Source organism: Streptomyces sp. NPDC047042 (genome assembly GCF_040644035.1).
Classification (GTDB): domain Bacteria; phylum Actinomycetota; class Actinomycetes; order Streptomycetales; family Streptomycetaceae; genus Streptomyces.
On the sequence record NZ_JBEYVP010000026.1, the window covers coordinates 1 to 15,066 of the forward strand.

The following is a 15,066-nucleotide window of genomic DNA, read 5'->3' on the forward strand; positions in this document are numbered from 1 at the left end:
AGCTCGGCGCGCATGAACAGCGCCATCACGCCACCGATGCAGAAGAACGCGAACGACGTCACCAGATACAGCGTGCCGATCGTCTTGTGGTCCGTAGTTGTCAGCCACTTGACGCTTCTGGGGCTGTCGGTGGTGCGGGGTTCGAGGTTGATGGTCTTCACGCCCCGCCTGTGTCCGCGCCCGCCCCGGACGTCACACTCGAAGGACGCGACGAGAATCACGGAAACGGGTGTGACGATCCGCCGGGTGCCGGACACGAGCAGGACATGAGCAACGACGAGACCTTCGCCGCTGCCTATCGCGAGCACTACTGGGCGGTCAGCCGCTATGTCGCTCGGCGACTGGACGGCCGTGCCGGCGAGGTGGAGGAAGTGGTGGCGGACGTGTTCACCGTCGCCTGGCGCCGCCGAGGAGACCTGCCCGCCACCCCTCTGCCCTGGCTGTACGGCGTGGCGCGCAACTGCCTGGCCAACGCGGTACGCGGCCAGGGCCGTCGCCGTCGGCTCGTCGACCGGCTGGGCAACGACGAGACCGCGCACGGCAGGCAGGTCGTCGCGAGCCCCGACGCCGAGTCGCCGGGCGCCTGGGTGCACGAGGCGCTCGCCCGGCTCACCCCCGCCGACCAGGAGATACTGCGTCTGACGGCCTGGGAGGAACTCGCCGTCGACGAGGTCGCCGTGGCCCTGGACTGCGGTACACGCGCGGCGGCGATGCGGCTGCACCGGGCCCGGCGCCGTCTGAGAGCCGAGATCGACCGGATACGCCCCGCGCTCGCCGCCGACGTGAACTCCCCGAAGGAACAGGGCCATGCCTGACGAACTCGACCTGCTGCGCGCCACCAACCCGGTGCCGGCCGACGGCCCCCACTTCGGCGACGGACCACTGCACCACGACGCGGAACGCCGGCTCAACCAACTCCTGCACGGCCGGGGCCTGTTGGGCCGCCGACGCCGTCGTCTGCGCTGGGCCTGGAGCCTCGCGACCGTCGCGGCCGTGGCGGTGACCATGACGGCCCTGCTTCTCGCCGGCCCGAACACCGTCCCGGCGGTCGCCGCACCCCGCCCGCTCCTCGTACAGGCCGGCTCCACACCCGTACCCCTGGCCAGGATGGTGGAGATCGCCGACGCGGCAGCCGCGGACGGCTCACCGAAACTCCGCAAGGGCACCCACGTACAGACCTGGAGCATGGGCATGTCCGAGGACAAGCCCCCGATCACCCTGCCCGTCGAGCGTGTCGTCCGCTGGCGGGCCGACGCGAGCCATACGGAACTGGTCGTCGCGACCGACCCACGGCACCCCGGCCGGCCGGTGCTCAGCGAAGGGGGCGACGGGATGGTCGAGGACGGCCATGTCATCAGCGAGCAGACGTTCGGGCCGAGCTGGAGCGACGCCCCGCCCGAGTCACCGCCCCCGTACGACCCTGGGAGGCTGAAGGCCTACCTCCAGGAGGCGCAGCACCAGCCCACCCCACTGACCACACCCGAACTCCTGGACGCGGTCGCGGTGTTGCTCAACCACTGGACACTCGGGGCGCGCGAGGACGCGGCCGTCGCCCGGCTGCTCGCGGACGCGGAGGGACTGCGGCCGGTCGGCCGGGTGACGGACCGGCTCGGGCGGCCCGGTCAGGCGTATGTGTACGACGGACGCGGCTCCCGGCTGATGGTGATCATGGACCCGGCCACCGGGACCGTTCTCGGCCTGGAGAACACGGCCACCGTCGCGGAGCCCCAGTGGGGCCTGAAGAAGGGAGACGTCATGGACTACAGCGCCTGGATGCGCTGATCACGCCCGCGGGCCGTCCGGGCCGCACTCTGCCCGGCTGACGGAGGCCTCAGTCGCCCTCCTCGTCCCATGCCTGGAGCACGGTCTGGTCGACGATCTTGCCGTCGCGCAGGGACATCATCGAGCCGGCCAGGACGCGGACCCCGTCCGGGTACAGACAGGACTCGGTGTAGGCGACCTGGTCGCCCTGGACGACGACCTGCTCCAGTTTGTGGGTCATGTCCCGGCTGTAGACCTCGTTCAGCATGGCGCTGATCTCGCCGCGGCCGTGCATGACCATCGGGTGGCTCGGCTGGGTCTTGTGGTCGACGACGCGCAGTTCGGCGTCGTCGGCGTAGAGCGACAGCAGTGCTGACGCGTCCTGGCCTTCGATGCCCCGGCGCAGTGCTTCGATGTCGAAGGTGGAGCTTGCCGCAGTGCCCATGGTGACCTCCTCCGAGGGGGCGCGGCCCGATCGGGCGCGGGCCGCGAGGGGCCTCTCCTTCCGAGCGTCCTCCGTCCCGGGATCCTCGGCAAGCGCAGAAGGGGGGATGAGCCTGACGAGTGAGCGGGGCGGGGTGCCCGTGTCCGGGGCGGGGCGCGCGCCGTTCATGAGTACATGATCTCAACACGACGAATCGCCGCCGCCGTTGGTCTCGCCGTCGGCGTCACCGGCCTCGCCGCCCCGCTGGCCAGTGCTGCTCCCGCCGCCGACCAGAACGCGGGCAAGCTGAACCCGATCGCCCAGCTCGACTCGCTCGCCGCGAGCGACATTCCCGCCCAGTACCACGAGGACCTGCCCCGGGTCGCCGACCAGCTGCGCTCGCTCGACCGTCTGAACGACCTCAACCAGCTGCACCAGCTGACCGACCTGGCCGCCCCCGTGACCGGCCTGCTGCCGGGTATCGAGGCCTGACGCACTCACGGACCCCGGGGACTCGAGAACCGAAGGCAAGCGGGCCGCCCGGCCGGACCGGGCGGCCCACACGTTTGTCGTACGTGTGTGCTATTTCAGTCGGCTTTCTGTCACCGGATCCGTGTTCAGGAAGTGGAAGCCGGGTCTCGGGTGCATCAGGAAGTCGTGGTGGGAGATGTTCCACGCGTAGGCGCCCGCCAGCGAGAAGAGGACCCGGTCGCCGGCCCGCAGTCCGGGTGCCGGGACGCGCCGGGCCAGGACGTCCTTCGGTGTGCACAGCTGGCCGGCCAGCGTGACCAGCGAATCCTCGGCCGCAGGGCGTGGCCACGGGTGCGGCCAGGTGTCCACCGGCAGCACCGCGCAGGGCTGGTCGTGGCCCTTGGTCGCCGGGGTGCGCAGATGGTGGGTGCCGCCCCGGACGACCGCGAACTCCTCGCCGTGGCTGCGCTTCACATCCAGCACCTCGGTGGCGTACCACCCGCAGTACGCGGTCAGCGCCCGGCCCGGCTCGATGCGCAGGGTCAGCTCCGGGTACGCCTCGGTCAGCCTCGCCAGGCCCGCACCGAACGCCGCCCAGTCGAACAGGTCGGCCGGGGCGGCGTAGTCGACGGCCATCCCGCCGCCGACGTTCACCTCGGTCACAGGCACCTCGAGCGCCGCCGCCCAGGTGACCACGGACTCCGCCACCGCCAGCTGCTCCCGGGCGCCGAGTCCGCTCGCCAGGTGGGCGTGGATCCCGCGCAGCTCGAGCCGCGGGTACGTCCCGTCCGTCAGCGCCCGCAGCACCGGCGCGGCCCCGGCCGGGTCGAGCCCGAAGGGGGTCGGCCGGCCGCCCATCGTCAGCGAGCTGCCCGCCAACGAGCCGTCGGACACCGGGATGTTGACCCGCACCAGCACCGCCACCCGGCGCTCGGGCCCGGCCTGGCGCGTCAGTTCGGCGAGCATGCGCAGCTCGTGCTCGCTCTCGACATGGAACCGTTCGACACCCAGTTTCAGCGCGGTCAGCACCTCGTCCGGCGTCTTGCCGGGCCCGCCGAACGCCAGCGGTCGGCCCGGCACCGCGTCGGCGACATGAGCGAGTTCGCCGCCCGAGGAGACCTCGTAGCCGTCGACGTACGGCGAGAGCGCCGCCAGGATCTCCGGCTCCGGGTTCGCCTTGGCCGCGTAGTACAGCTCGACCCGCTCGGGCAGCGCCGCCCGGACCATCGCCGCGTGGGCGCGCAGCTCCGTCAAGTCGTAGACGTACGCCGGGAGTTCGGCGGCGGGCAGGGACAGCGCGAGGTCGCGCACGGGGAGAGTCATCGGGTGCTCCGGGTGGTGTCGCGCAGGATGTCCTCGGCGAGCGGGGACGGCAGTCGGACGTATCCCGCCTCGCGGTCCGCCTTTCGTTCCCAGCGGGTGAGCAGATTGGCCTTCGCGGGCAGCGGCACCCCGGCGAGCAGTGCGGCGAGCCGGGGCGGTCGGTCGAAACGGTCGGCGCAGGACTGGAGCGTGTCGCGCACCCGCCCCCACAGGGCGGCCTCGGCCCGCGGGTGCAGGTCGGCCAGGGCGGCGAGCAGTTCGGCGACGTGGTTGACGAGCAGGCAGTAGACGACCCGGTCCCAGCCGCGCTGCGCGTCGTACGTCATCGGGCCCGCGACCTCGGCGGGCATGGCGGTCAGCGTGTCGGTGTGGTGCTCGGGGACCAGCTTGGTGCCCTCCAGGTCGCGGAAGAGCACCTGGACGGGGCGGCCGTCGGCGTCGACGCAGATCAGCACGTTCTGCAGATGCGGTTCCAGGACCAGCCCGTGGTCGAAGTAGGCGGCCAGGACCGGTGGGACCAGCAGTTCGAGGTACGCCGACCACCAGTCGAGGGCCGTGCCCGCGTCCGCGCCGGACAGCAGCCGGGAGATGTGCGCGGGGCTCGAGGGGTACTCGTCGGCAACCGCCGCCGCGAGCAGGGGAGTTGCTCCCGGCGCCAGGTGTCGGGGGAGGCCCTCGCGGACGATCACGCCGAAGCCCTCGAAGAGCTCACGGTCCGGGGTGCCGTCGGGCCCTGGCAGGGCGAGCGTGCGGTAGGCGGGCTCGCGGAGCACCGCGCTGCCGGGGAAACGCCCCGCCAGGTCGGTGAGGGCCGGGGCGAGGGCGCGGGTGAGGGCGACGGCGCCGGACAGCTCGTAACTGCTGTTCTTGCGGAGGCAGTTGGTGATCCGCACGTTCAGGCTGAACTTGAGGAACGTCTCGCCGTCGTACAGGGTGCGCACCGACGCGGTGGCGGCGAACGGGCGGCCTCCCGGGCCGAGGTCAAGGATGTCGCCACGCTCCAACGCGGCCCGGAGCACGGGGTGTTCGCGCAGGGTGTCGTACTGCCAGGGGTGCGCGGGCAGCAGCCGGTAGCCGTCGGGGACGTCGGTGCGCCGGCCGTCCAGCGCGGCCGTGGCCCAGGGGGCGGCGCACTCCTCGGCGATCAGGTCGGCGCGTACGGCGAGGTGCCGCAACGGGAAGACGGCCCCGGTCTCCGGTGCGTACGCCGACCAGGCGCGCGGGTCGCCGGTGCGGGCCTTGGGCGTGGGGTGGAAGCGGTGGCCGAACAGCAGGGACTGTTCGGAGGCCAGGTAGGCGGAGAGGTGGTCGGCCGCCGGCTCGGTGGGGCGCTCCCCGGCCAGGGCGGCCGTGACGGCCTGGTGGCTGGAGGCGATCTGCTCCAGGAACTCGTCGTTGGGCTGCCCGGTGCGCAGGGTCAGCTCGTCGCGCGTGTACTCGGCCAGTCGGCGCCAGTCCACCACCGCCCAGCCGTCGTCGGCCCGCTCGCTCACCGGACCGGTGAAGCGGTGGGCGCCCAGGAGCGAGGTGCGGCGCAGGCCGACCCGCAGGAGAACGCCGCGCCGGGGCAGGCGCAGCAGCAGATGGCCGTCGTCGACGACGGTCTGGCGTTCCGGGCCCGACACCTCGCGCAGCAGGCAGTTGAGGAGGGTGTGGGTCACCACGTCGTCGGCGGTGGGGAGTTCGACCGTGGTCGGTGCGGTGGGGGCGGCGGTGGTGTCGGGCGAGTCGGTCAGCGAGGGCATCAACGGCTCCAACGGGCGCGGTGCGAGTGGGGGTTGAGGAGGAAGGGGGCGGCAAGCACGGTCAGTACGGCGGCTCCGCTGCCGGTCAGCACCGGCGCGGCCGGGCCGAAACGGGCGCTGCCCGCGGCCGCGGCGAGTCCGGCGGCGACCGCTCCGGCCTTGGAGAAGAACTCCAGCGACCCGAACATCCCGCCGGGCGCACGGCCCTTGGCGCAGTCGGCGGCCAGCACCGACAGCGACACCAGGCCGAGCGTGAGCCCCGCCCCGAGGACCAGCCGTACGGCGACCAGCGCCGACAGCGAGTCGGCGAAGCCGTGTCCGGCGAGTCCGAGGGCGATACAGGCGAAGCCCAGGACGATCCCGGTCCGGGGCCGGTCCCGGACCGCGGCGTGCACCGCCAGCGCCGACACCAGATAGACCAGGTGGGGGAGGGCGAACAGGACACCGGACAAGGTCGCCGACGTGCCCGGCAGTTGGTCCTCCACCAGGGAGATCAGATAGGGGAAGGAGATGACGGTGGAGAACACGAACGCGAACTCCAGGGCGTACAGGGTGCGCAGGGAGACCACCGGTCCGGACGCGGGTGTGGACACGGTGGTCCCGGGTATGGACTCCGCCGGCCCCTCCTCGCCCGGTTCGGGCAGCGCGGCGAGCAACAGGGCTGCGGTCAGCGGGAGTACGGCCAGCAGCGCGTACTGTCGGTGCGGCGACAGCCAGCCCGACAGCGCACCGACGACGATCGGCGCGACGACCAGGGCGGCCCGGGCACTGCCCTGCATCAGGGTGAGCGCCTTCGACAGGGCGGACCCCTCCAGCGCGGCGCCCAGATAGCCGTTGGACGCGGCGAAGGTACCGCCAAGAACCCCCTGCAGGATCAGCGCGACGGTGAACGTGGCCAGCGAGTCCGCCCAGCCGGCGAGCAGAAACGCGACGGCGAGGCCCAACTGGGCGCGCAACAGCAGCCGTTTACGGCCGAAGCGATCGGCGAGCCGGCCCCAGAAGGGAGCGCCGAGAGCCCCGAAGACCGTCGGGACCACATACAGCACCCCGGCCCAGCGGGCCGCGCCGTCGCCGAACTCCGGGAGGATCCGGGTGAGATACGGGGGCAGACCGAGGGCCGCGAACGACGCGACGAAGTAGCAGCCGGCCACCGCGTGCACACGGCTGCGGCCGAACGAGGAGCGTCTCGGCAGACGCCACGCCTCGGCGCTCATACCGCGTCCCCCGTGTGCTGAACGGCCTGGGGGCCCGCGTGGAGAAGGTAGTTGGGGCCGGTGGTGTAGTGCTTGTTGATGTCCGCCGCACCCGAACGGTCCTTGCTGAGCAGGGTCCCGGCACTGACCATCGCCTTCACGGGCAGGTGCGGCGCGTCGAGGATCCGGGCGCGCAGTACGGCGGCGGCCGTACCGCCGAGCCGGTCGACGGCCTCGCCGAGCCGGTCGCGGACCAGCCTCAGCAGCGTGGGCAGCGGGGCGCGGCCGTGCCGGGCGAGCCCGAACGCGTAGGCGCCCGCGCACAGATGGACGGTGATGGTGGCGAACACGTCGGCGACCGGATCGTCCTCGGTGCTGTAGGTCCGCTCGTCGTCGAAGCCCCACGGCCCCGGCAGCACGCCGGCGAGCCGCTCGGTGTTGATGCGCGGGCCGTCGTTGTCCTTGAACAGCAGCCGCACCCGGCCCTGTTCGGGCCCCAGGACCAGTGAGACGTTCTGCTGGTGCGACTCCAGGGCGATGCCGTGGCCGAAGAGGGTGGTCTGCCAGTCGAAGAGGAGGGTGAGGCACGCGTCCAGGAGGGCGAGCGGGTCACCGGCGTGGAAGCGGTCGGCGAGATGGTCGACGACGAGCCGTCCTCCGGGCGCCTCGGCAAGGAGGGCGGCCAGCGGGACGACGGCGGCGTTGTCGAGGCCGGCCGGGTAGCGGCGGCACAGGACGGCGAGGAGTTCGTGTCCGGCGTGCGCGTACGTGGTCTCGTCGGCGTGCAGGACGGTGTCCCGGAAGCGGGGCTCACGCTCGATGACCCGCTCGACCAGCCGCTGCCCGGCGGCGCCGTCGACGAGTGTGCCCGGCTTGATGGAGCGCCGGTTGCGCAGCCCCAATGTGGCTGTGGCGAGGGGGAGTTTGAGGTGCAGGGTGGGATCGGCGGCGACCGCGACGGTACGCATCGACAGCGTCGGGACCACGTCGAGGTACCCGTGCTCCGCAAGCCGGGCGCGTCCCGCGAGGCCGGTGACGCGCAGTGCCTCGTCGAGCGGGGGGCCGACGGTCAACGGGTGCACGGGCAGGGCCAGATGCGTGCCCTCCAGATTTGCCATACCCAGGTTTGCAGGACTCGGCCAGAACTCGGGCAAGGCACCCGTGAGGGTCACCGCCTCCCGGGGCACGGCGAGCCAGCGCAAGGCGAAACGAGGGTGGAACTCGGGTGCGTACGCCCGCAGTTGTGCTTCCGCCAGCCCGGCCCGGCCGCGTGCGGTCGGATACACCGGATGGTCGACACGGGCCGCGAGGGTGTCGTAGGCGAGGGAGGCTGCAAGGCCCGTCCAGGCGGCCGGGTCGGCGCCATGGAGGTCCGTCAGCCGCTCGGTGGCCTCCTCGTGTGTCGCGGCGTGCAACCGCAGGGTGGCCAGGGTCTGCCGGCACTCCTCGGCGAAGGCGTCGAAGCCGTCGCGGTCCACGGGGTCGGCCAGTTCACGCAGTGCGGCGAGCACGGTGTCGTACGAGGTCAGCTCGGCCCCGTCCGACTCGCGTACCAGCAGCGGGAGTCGGGCGGCGTACACGCACTGGAAGCCGTCCTCGGTGAGGGGCAGCAGCAGGGCGTCGTCGCCGGGGGTCGCCAGGCGCAGCCACAGGCCGTCAGGGCGGTGCGTGAGCGTGCCGAGGGTGCGCAGGCCGACGACGTCCTCGCGGAGCAGCGCACTGAGAACGCGGGTGAGCAGCTCCGCCTCGGCGGCGTCGCTCGTCACGGGAGCGGGAGCGGGAGCGGGAGTGGGAGTGGGAGTGGGAGCGGTGGTGGTCACGGCTGGATCTCCCAGCGCTGCGCCGCCAGGAACTGCGCCGACACCCGGTCGACCGTCGGCTGGTCGGTGCCGGTGGCCCGCAGGACGCCCACATAGTCGCGGTTGGTGCGGTACAGCTCGTGCCGCTCACCCACCGCACGCAGCGGACGGTACGTCAGAGTCACGCCGTCGACGCTGAGTTCGGTGGCCGGGGGAGCCGAGGTCAGGGTGCCCGCGCGGTCGGCGCACGGGTACTCGAGCCGGGCCGCACCGCCCTGGCGGACACCCAGGTCGGCCGGGAGCGGCTCGCCCAGATGGGTGCGCAGGATGTGCTCGAAGAGGGGGAACCCCAGCAGCCGGGTCAACAGCAGGTCGACCTGGTCGCCGATGGCACGGTAGTTGACCTCGATGATCCGGGCGCGCCCCTCGTGCACCACGAACTCCGTGTGGCACGCACCGAACCCGACGCCCAGCGCGTCCAGTTGGGCCAGAATCTGGCCGACGACCGGCTCTGGATGAGCGGGGACGAAGACGAGCCGCTCCTCGATGAAGTACGGCGGCGGCGACAACTCGGTGTGGAAACCGCCCAGGACGTGCCGCAGCTTGCCGTCGCCGAGCGTCTCCAGGGTGTACAGCTCTCCGGGGAGATACTCCTCGACGACCAGTACGGCACCGGGCCGCCGCGCGAAGATCTCCTCGGCGCGGGTCCGCAGCTGTTCCGGGTTCTCGACGCGGACCACGTCCTCGCTGGCCACGCCCTCGCGCGGCTTGATGACACACGGGTACGGCGCGGCCTGGGCGACGGACTCGACGGCGCCGGTCCCGGTCAGTTCGGCGGACCACACGGTGTCCGCGCCCGCGGCGGCGAGCCGGCGCCGCATCTCGGCCTTGTCCTTGCAGGCCAGCGCGGCCCGCCAGTCCTTGCCCGGCAGTCCGAAGTAGTCGGCGGCCAGGGCAGCCTGGGTCTGGAGGTGGTCGCTGTTGCTGAAGACGGCGTCGGGCCGGTGATGCGTCGAGATCCGGGTGACGACGGCCCGGAAGTCACGGACGTCGCACTCCAGGGTCTCCACGTCCGGGTACACGGCCCGGTGGGCGTCGGGATGGTCGGTGAGGACGGTGACATCGAGGCCGAGACGGGCGGCGGCGGGCAGAAAGCCCTCGGTGACGGAGTCGGTGGGGTTGCGGGCGAGCAGGTAAAGACGCATGACGTGTGGAACAACTTCCGCTAGCGGGTGGGGGGTTGTGGCCCGGGTCGAGGGCCCGGGAGCGGGGCGCGTGCAGAAGGGCGCGCCCCGCTCCCGTACAGCGGGAGTTACTTCTTCGGGAGCTCCACACCGGTGGCCTTGGCGACATCGGCGAGCATCTGCTCGGCGGCCTGGACTCCGATGCCGGACATCCAGATCTCGTCCGGGACCTCGAAGACCTTGCCGTTCTTGACGGCGGGCAGGCTCTTCCAGACCGGGTTGGTGACGACCTGCTGCTTCTGTGTCTTGTCCTCGGTGTCGGCGGCGGTGACGAAGATCAGGTCGGCGTCGGCCTGGTCGATCTGCTCCGGGCTGACGTCCTTCATCGTGACCGTGGGGTCGGTGGAGACCTGCGACTTGGGGCGGACCAGACCGATGTCGCCGAGGACGACACCGCTGTAGGAGTTGGACTGGTAGAGGCGGGTCGGACCGGCGATGAAGCGGACCACGGACGCGGTCGGCATGGTGCCCTTGTCCTTCGCCTTGATGGCCTCGCCGAGTGCCTTGGCCCGCGTCTCGTACGCGGTGAGCTTTGCGGCGGCCTCGGTCTCCAGGCCGAGGGCCTCGGCGTGCACCTTCAGGTTCTGCTTCCACACGCCGCCGGTGGTCTCCGTGAAGACGGTCGGCGCGATCGCGCTGAGCTTGCTGTAGATCGCCTCGTGGCGGACCTTCGAGGACAGGATCAGGTCGGGCTTGAGCGAGGCGATCAGCTCGAGGTTCGGCTCGAGGAGCGGACCGACGTCCTTCGTGCCGCTCAACTCGCCCTTCAGGTACGTCGGGAAGCCGCCCTCGGACTTGAAGTGCGGGGCGACCGCGCCGACCGGGTCGACACCGAGGAGGGTGACGTCGTCCAGCTCGCCGGTGTCGAGCACGACGACCCGCTTCGGCTTGGCGGGGATCTTCACGTCGCCCATGACGGTCTTGAGGGTGCGCGGGAATCCGGCGGTGTCGGCGGCGGCCTTCGCCGAGGTGTCCGTGCCCTTGCTGTCGGAGTCACCGCCGCCGCAGGCGGCGAGTACGGCGGTGCCGAGGACGACGGCGAGCAGCACCGCGATGAGCCTGCCCAGACGGCCGAACCGGCTGATTCCGGGCAGGGGAGAGCTGTTGTGCATGGGGGGTAGGTCTTTCTGTCGACAAACGGTGAACGGGAAACGGTGAAGGGGAAACGCGAAACGGGTGTGTCACGCGGTCGCGGCGGTGTGCCGCAGCGCCCGGCCCTTGGGTATGACCAGCGGGGTGCCGGTCTCCGGGTCGGCGATGACCCGGCAGTCCACGTCGAACACGGACTTGACCAGCTCCGCGTCGAGCACGTCGGCGGGTGGGCCGGCGGCGGCGAGTCGGCCGTCCTTGAGGACCACCATGTGGTCCGCGTAGCGGGCGGCCTGTCCGAGGTCGTGCAGCACCATCACCACGGTGCGGCCCGCCTCGGCGTGCAGGTCGGCGACCAGATCGAGTACGTCGAGCTGGTGCCGCAGATCGAGGAAGGTGGTCGGTTCGTCCAGCAGGAGCAGCTCGGTGTCCTGCGCCAACGCCAACGCTATCCAGGCGCGTTGACGCTGACCGCCGGAGAGCCGGTCCACGGGCTGGGCACGCAGCGCGGTCGTGCCGGTGCGCTCGAGCGCCTCGTCGACCGCCCGCTGGTCGGCCGTCGACCAGGGGGCCAGCAGCCGCTGGTGCGGATACCGGCCGAGCCGGACGAGCGCCTCGACGGTGATCGCCTCCGGGGTGACCGGCTGCTGCGGCAGCAGCCCCATCCGCAGGGCCAGTGCCTTCGCGGACATTCGGTGGATGTCGCAGCCGTCGAGGGTGACGGTGCCCGAGGCGGGGGCGAGCAGTCGGCTCAGTCCCCTCAACAGGGTCGATTTCCCACAGGCGTTGGGGCCGACGATGGCGGTGACGGCGCCGCCGGGGAGAGTCAGGTCGAGCCCGCCGACAACGAGCCGGTCGCCGTAGCGCAGGTCGAGAGCCTCGGTGCGCAACTCGTTGGTGGTGTCCGGCCGGGCGTTCATGCGTGACTCCTGTGAACGGGCTTGCTCTGACGGAACATCAGCACCAGCAGCCAGGGCGCGCCGAGGGTGGCGGTGACCGCGCCGACGGGCAGTCCCTCGACGGGCAGCAGATGCTGGACCACCAGGTCGGAGGCGAGCAGCAGCACGGCCCCGGTGAGACCGGCCAGCGTCAGCGAGACGGCGGTCGGCGGGCCGGTGAGGAAGCGGACGATGTGCGGCACGGCGAGCGCCACGAACGTCACCGGACCGGCAAGGGCGGCGGCGAGGGACGCCAACACGACGGCGGTGAACAGCAGTTGGAGCCGTACGGCGGACGTGTTGAGCCCGAGGGCGCCCGCCGAGTCGTCTCCGAGGTCCAGCACGGCGAGCCGTCGGTGCAGGACGAGGGTGACGGCGAGCGCGGCCACCATGGCACCGCTCGCTCCCCACACCTCCGTCCACGTCCGCCCGTACACCGAACCGGTGGTCCACTGGAGCGCCGAGCCGGCCAGCTCGGCCGGGAAGCGCACGATCAGCAGGTTCACGGCGGCGGCGAGCCCCGCCTGCACGGCGAGCCCGGTCAGCACCAGCCGGGTCACCGCGACCCCCGAGCGCCAGGCGAACACGCCGAGCAGCAGCGCTGACAGCAGCCCGCCGGCCAGCGCGCCCACGGGGATCAGCGCCTGGGAGGCCCCGGCCGCCAGGAGCGACACCGCGCCGAGCGACGCCCCGCCGGTCACGCCCATGACATCGGGCGAGGCCAGCGGATTCCGGAACAGCCGCTGCAGCACACACCCGGCGACCCCGAGCCCCGCCCCGGCGACGATCGCGGCGAAGGCGCGCGGCGCGCGGAACTGCTGCACCACCAGTACGTCCCCCGAGTCCCCGACCCCGACCAGCGCCCGCAGCGCGGTACCGGCCGGCATGTCCATCTCGCCGGTCGTGAGAGCGGCGGTGAGCAGGACGAGGACGGCGACGACACCGCAGCCGGCGTACAGCAGCACCCGGCGGCTCGCCCGGCTGCGGGAACCGGACGTCGTACGCGCGAAGTGGGCGGCGACGGTCATGAGGCCACCTTCCGTGCCAGCAGCGCGAGGAGAGGCGCGCCCAGGAAGGCGCTCACGATGCCGACCTCCAGTTCCGAGGGGCGGATCACCAGCCGGCCGAGGACATCCGCCGAGAGCAGGAGCAGCGGGCCGGCGATCAGACAGCCGGGGACCAGGAGTCGGTGGTCGCCGCCCAGCAGGGGGCGTACGAGATGGGGTGCCGCCAGGCCGATGAACGCGATCGGGCCCGCCACCGCGACCGCCGAACCGGCGAGCGCGACGACCGCGATACCGCCCGCGAGGCGGATCCGCGCCACCGGAACGCCCAGTGCCTGCGCCGAATCGTCGCCCAGGGCAAGGGCGTTGAGGGCGGGGGAGACCGCGAGCGCGAGCACCAGACCGAGCAGCAGCGTGGGCAGCACTGGCCAGAGGGTGTCGAGAGTGCGCCCGGAGAGGGAGCCCGCCAGCCAGAAGCGGGCCTCGTCCAGGGTGCGCTGGTTCAGCAGCATGACCGCCGACGTCCAGGACAGCAGGACGAGTTGGAGGACCGTGCCGCCGAGGGCGAGCCGTACCGGGTCGATGTCGCCCGCCCGGCGGGCCAGCGACTGGGCGAGAAGGGCGGCACCGGCGGCGCCCGCGAAGGCGAACCACACATATTCGACCGGGTCGTTCAGCTTCAGCGCGAAGATGGCGACCACCACCGCGAAACCGGCGCCCGCGTTGATGCCGAGGGTGGTCGGCGACGCGAGCGGGTTGCGGGTGATGCCCTGGGCGACCGCCCCGGCGACCCCGAGCGCCGCACCGACCGCGAGCCCGATGACGGTACGCGGGAGCCGCAGCCCGGTCACCACGAGCGCGTCTCTGCCCTGGGCGTGGCCGAACAGCGCGTCGGCCACGGTCGACAGGGGCACCGAGCGCGTGCCGAGGGCGAGACTCAGCGCGGAGCACAGGGCGAGGGCCCCGAGTCCGCCCAGAAGGATCGGGATGTGCTTCAGGGCACGGAAGGGCACACCGGTCGGCGCGCCCCGTTGGGTCGCAGTCACGAGCCGGGAGCTTAGGTTAGGCATGCTTTACTTTTCAACCAGCCGTGAAGGGCCTGTGACGTGCACGGTCCTTGATCGTCGAGATGAGGGCATGCCCGGTTACCGCCTTGCGATCTTGCTAGTAAGGTAAGCCTTATCTAACCCTATCTGGGGGCCCCTCTGTGCAGGAGTACCGATGAGCGTCACCCTGGAGACCACGCCGACCGCCGCCGTCGCGCTCGTCCTCGGCGGCGCCTACAAGCGGCTCACCGAGGTCTGCGAGGTGCTCACCGCGGAGGTGGTGGCACCGGACGCGCCGGGCGTTCAAGGGGGTTTCACAGCAGCTGAGTTGACGGCTCGTCAGGAAACCCTCGATGCCTTCGTCGGGGCCGAGTCGGCGCGGATCCAGGAGCGCTACGCGCACACCGCCCGCCCCCATGTCGCCGCGTCCCGCGCTCTGCACGACTACGCCTGGTCGGTGAGCCTGCTGATGAGCGGCGTCTGGTACCTGGAGCGGCGCGTGCCGCGCATCCGGCCCGAGGATGTCCGATTGGACCTCCCCACCGGCGTGTACAGGATCACACCGGGATCCGCCCTGTCCTGTCTGCCCGGCGACCCCGCCGCCGGCCTCCCCGGAGTCACGGTCCTCCCGCACGAGGAGGCGCTGCGCGCCGAGTTGCGCTCCGCCGTCGCCGACCACATGGCCCCGCTGCTCACCGCGCTGGGCCCGGTCGCCCGCCGGGGATCACGTGCCCTGTGGGGCATGGTCTCCGACGACCTCGTCTCCGGGATCTGGTACCTCGGGCGGGTGCTCGGCCAGGAGGACGACGCCGTCCGCGCGGCCACCGAACTGCTGCCCTCCGCCGTCTCCCCGTACCCCGGAGGCGCCGGATTCCGCCACCTCACCGACACCGCCGGGCACAGCCACCCGACCCGCACCCGGGCCGGCTGCTGTCTCTACTACACGATCCGCCCGGACGAGGCCTGCCTCACCTGCCCCCGCACCTGCGACACGGAACGGCTGCGCAGGCTGGAGAGCTGAGCGCCGGC

Annotated in this window: 14 protein-coding genes and 1 pseudogene; 4 read left to right on the top strand and 11 right to left on the bottom strand. The window is 72.1% G+C overall.

The annotated features are described in order from the left end of the window. A pseudogene (locus ABZ855_RS28505) lies at positions 1–257 on the bottom strand (hypothetical protein); the annotation flags it as partial. 9 nt (positions 258–266) lie between these two features. On the opposite strand from ABZ855_RS28505, the gene ABZ855_RS28510 reads away from it, so the two are divergent. Then, complete coding sequence (locus tag ABZ855_RS28510; protein ID WP_360811583.1) at positions 267–815, top strand: sigma-70 family RNA polymerase sigma factor; 549 nt, start codon at positions 267–269, stop codon at positions 813–815. Further along, positions 808–1,782, top strand: a complete 975-nt coding sequence (locus ABZ855_RS28515; RefSeq protein WP_360811585.1) for a CU044_5270 family protein — start codon at positions 808–810, stop codon at positions 1,780–1,782. Before ABZ855_RS28510 ends, ABZ855_RS28515 begins: the two co-directional genes overlap by 8 nt. A gap of 49 nt (positions 1,783–1,831) precedes the next feature. Here ABZ855_RS28515 and ABZ855_RS28520 read toward each other — a convergent pair whose 3' ends face one another. Further along, positions 1,832–2,206, bottom strand: coding sequence for a nuclear transport factor 2 family protein (locus ABZ855_RS28520; protein WP_360811587.1), 375 nt, complete (start codon positions 2,204–2,206; stop codon positions 1,832–1,834). A gap of 174 nt (positions 2,207–2,380) precedes the next feature. Here ABZ855_RS28520 and ABZ855_RS28525 point away from each other — a divergent pair, with 174 nt between their 5' ends. Next, entirely contained in the window at positions 2,381–2,677 is a 297-nt protein-coding gene (locus ABZ855_RS28525) for a hypothetical protein (RefSeq protein ID WP_360811589.1), read from the top strand. Positions 2,678–2,767: 90 nt separating this feature from the next. On the opposite strand, the gene ABZ855_RS28530 is transcribed toward ABZ855_RS28525, so the two are convergent. From ABZ855_RS28530 to ABZ855_RS28570, 9 genes are all read right to left on the bottom strand, one after another. Further along, positions 2,768–3,979: a type III PLP-dependent enzyme gene (locus ABZ855_RS28530; RefSeq protein WP_360811591.1), complete on the bottom strand. Its 1,212-nt coding sequence runs from the start codon at positions 3,977–3,979 to the stop codon at positions 2,768–2,770. After that, positions 3,976–5,724: an IucA/IucC family protein gene (locus tag ABZ855_RS28535; RefSeq protein ID WP_360811593.1), complete on the bottom strand. Its 1,749-nt coding sequence runs from the start codon at positions 5,722–5,724 to the stop codon at positions 3,976–3,978. Before ABZ855_RS28535 ends, ABZ855_RS28530 begins: the two co-directional genes overlap by 4 nt. Then, on the bottom strand, positions 5,724–6,938 hold the full coding sequence (locus tag ABZ855_RS28540) for an MFS transporter (RefSeq protein WP_360811595.1): 1,215 nt from the start codon (positions 6,936–6,938) through the stop codon (positions 5,724–5,726). Before ABZ855_RS28540 ends, ABZ855_RS28535 begins: the two co-directional genes overlap by 1 nt. Continuing rightward, positions 6,935–8,683 (bottom strand): IucA/IucC family protein, encoded by a 1,749-nt coding sequence (locus ABZ855_RS28545; RefSeq protein ID WP_360811830.1) that lies wholly within the window; start codon positions 8,681–8,683, stop codon positions 6,935–6,937. The genes ABZ855_RS28540 and ABZ855_RS28545 overlap by 4 nt, the downstream gene beginning before the upstream one ends. A gap of 50 nt (positions 8,684–8,733) precedes the next feature. Continuing rightward, on the bottom strand, positions 8,734–9,921 hold the full coding sequence (locus ABZ855_RS28550) for an ATP-grasp domain-containing protein (RefSeq protein ID WP_360811597.1): 1,188 nt from the start codon (positions 9,919–9,921) through the stop codon (positions 8,734–8,736). Positions 9,922–10,028: 107 nt separating this feature from the next. Beyond that, positions 10,029–11,072, bottom strand: a complete 1,044-nt coding sequence (locus ABZ855_RS28555; protein ID WP_360811599.1) for an iron-siderophore ABC transporter substrate-binding protein — start codon at positions 11,070–11,072, stop codon at positions 10,029–10,031. A gap of 69 nt (positions 11,073–11,141) precedes the next feature. Beyond that, complete coding sequence (locus ABZ855_RS28560) at positions 11,142–11,969, bottom strand: ABC transporter ATP-binding protein (RefSeq protein ID WP_360811600.1); 828 nt, start codon at positions 11,967–11,969, stop codon at positions 11,142–11,144. After that, a complete protein-coding gene (locus ABZ855_RS28565; protein ID WP_360811602.1) occupies positions 11,966–13,015 on the bottom strand; it encodes an iron ABC transporter permease in 1,050 nt (349 codons plus the stop codon). The genes ABZ855_RS28560 and ABZ855_RS28565 overlap by 4 nt, the downstream gene beginning before the upstream one ends. Next, on the bottom strand, positions 13,012–14,004 hold the full coding sequence (locus ABZ855_RS28570; protein ID WP_360811832.1) for an iron ABC transporter permease: 993 nt from the start codon (positions 14,002–14,004) through the stop codon (positions 13,012–13,014). Before ABZ855_RS28570 ends, ABZ855_RS28565 begins: the two co-directional genes overlap by 4 nt. Positions 14,005–14,212: 208 nt before the next feature. Here ABZ855_RS28570 and ABZ855_RS28575 point away from each other — a divergent pair, with 208 nt between their 5' ends. Further along, positions 14,213–15,058, top strand: coding sequence for a (2Fe-2S)-binding protein (locus tag ABZ855_RS28575; RefSeq protein WP_360811604.1), 846 nt, complete (start codon positions 14,213–14,215; stop codon positions 15,056–15,058). Positions 15,059–15,066: the final 8 nt, after the last annotated feature.

Coding starts and splice junctions, on each gene's coding strand:
- ABZ855_RS28510 (WP_360811583.1), top strand. CDS start 267: ATGAGCAACGACGAGACCTTCGCCGCTGCCTATCGCGAGCACTACTGG.
- ABZ855_RS28515 (WP_360811585.1), top strand. CDS start 808: ATGCCTGACGAACTCGACCTGCTGCGCGCCACCAACCCGGTGCCGGCC.
- ABZ855_RS28520 (WP_360811587.1), bottom strand. CDS start 2,206: ATGGGCACTGCGGCAAGCTCCACCTTCGACATCGAAGCACTGCGCCGG.
- ABZ855_RS28525 (WP_360811589.1), top strand. CDS start 2,381: ATGATCTCAACACGACGAATCGCCGCCGCCGTTGGTCTCGCCGTCGGC.
- ABZ855_RS28530 (WP_360811591.1), bottom strand. CDS start 3,979: ATGACTCTCCCCGTGCGCGACCTCGCGCTGTCCCTGCCCGCCGCCGAA.
- ABZ855_RS28535 (WP_360811593.1), bottom strand. CDS start 5,724: ATGCCCTCGCTGACCGACTCGCCCGACACCACCGCCGCCCCCACCGCA.
- ABZ855_RS28540 (WP_360811595.1), bottom strand. CDS start 6,938: ATGAGCGCCGAGGCGTGGCGTCTGCCGAGACGCTCCTCGTTCGGCCGC.
- ABZ855_RS28550 (WP_360811597.1), bottom strand. CDS start 9,921: ATGCGTCTTTACCTGCTCGCCCGCAACCCCACCGACTCCGTCACCGAG.
- ABZ855_RS28555 (WP_360811599.1), bottom strand. CDS start 11,072: ATGCACAACAGCTCTCCCCTGCCCGGAATCAGCCGGTTCGGCCGTCTG.
- ABZ855_RS28560 (WP_360811600.1), bottom strand. CDS start 11,969: ATGAACGCCCGGCCGGACACCACCAACGAGTTGCGCACCGAGGCTCTC.
- ABZ855_RS28565 (WP_360811602.1), bottom strand. CDS start 13,015: ATGACCGTCGCCGCCCACTTCGCGCGTACGACGTCCGGTTCCCGCAGC.
- ABZ855_RS28575 (WP_360811604.1), top strand. CDS start 14,213: ATGAGCGTCACCCTGGAGACCACGCCGACCGCCGCCGTCGCGCTCGTC.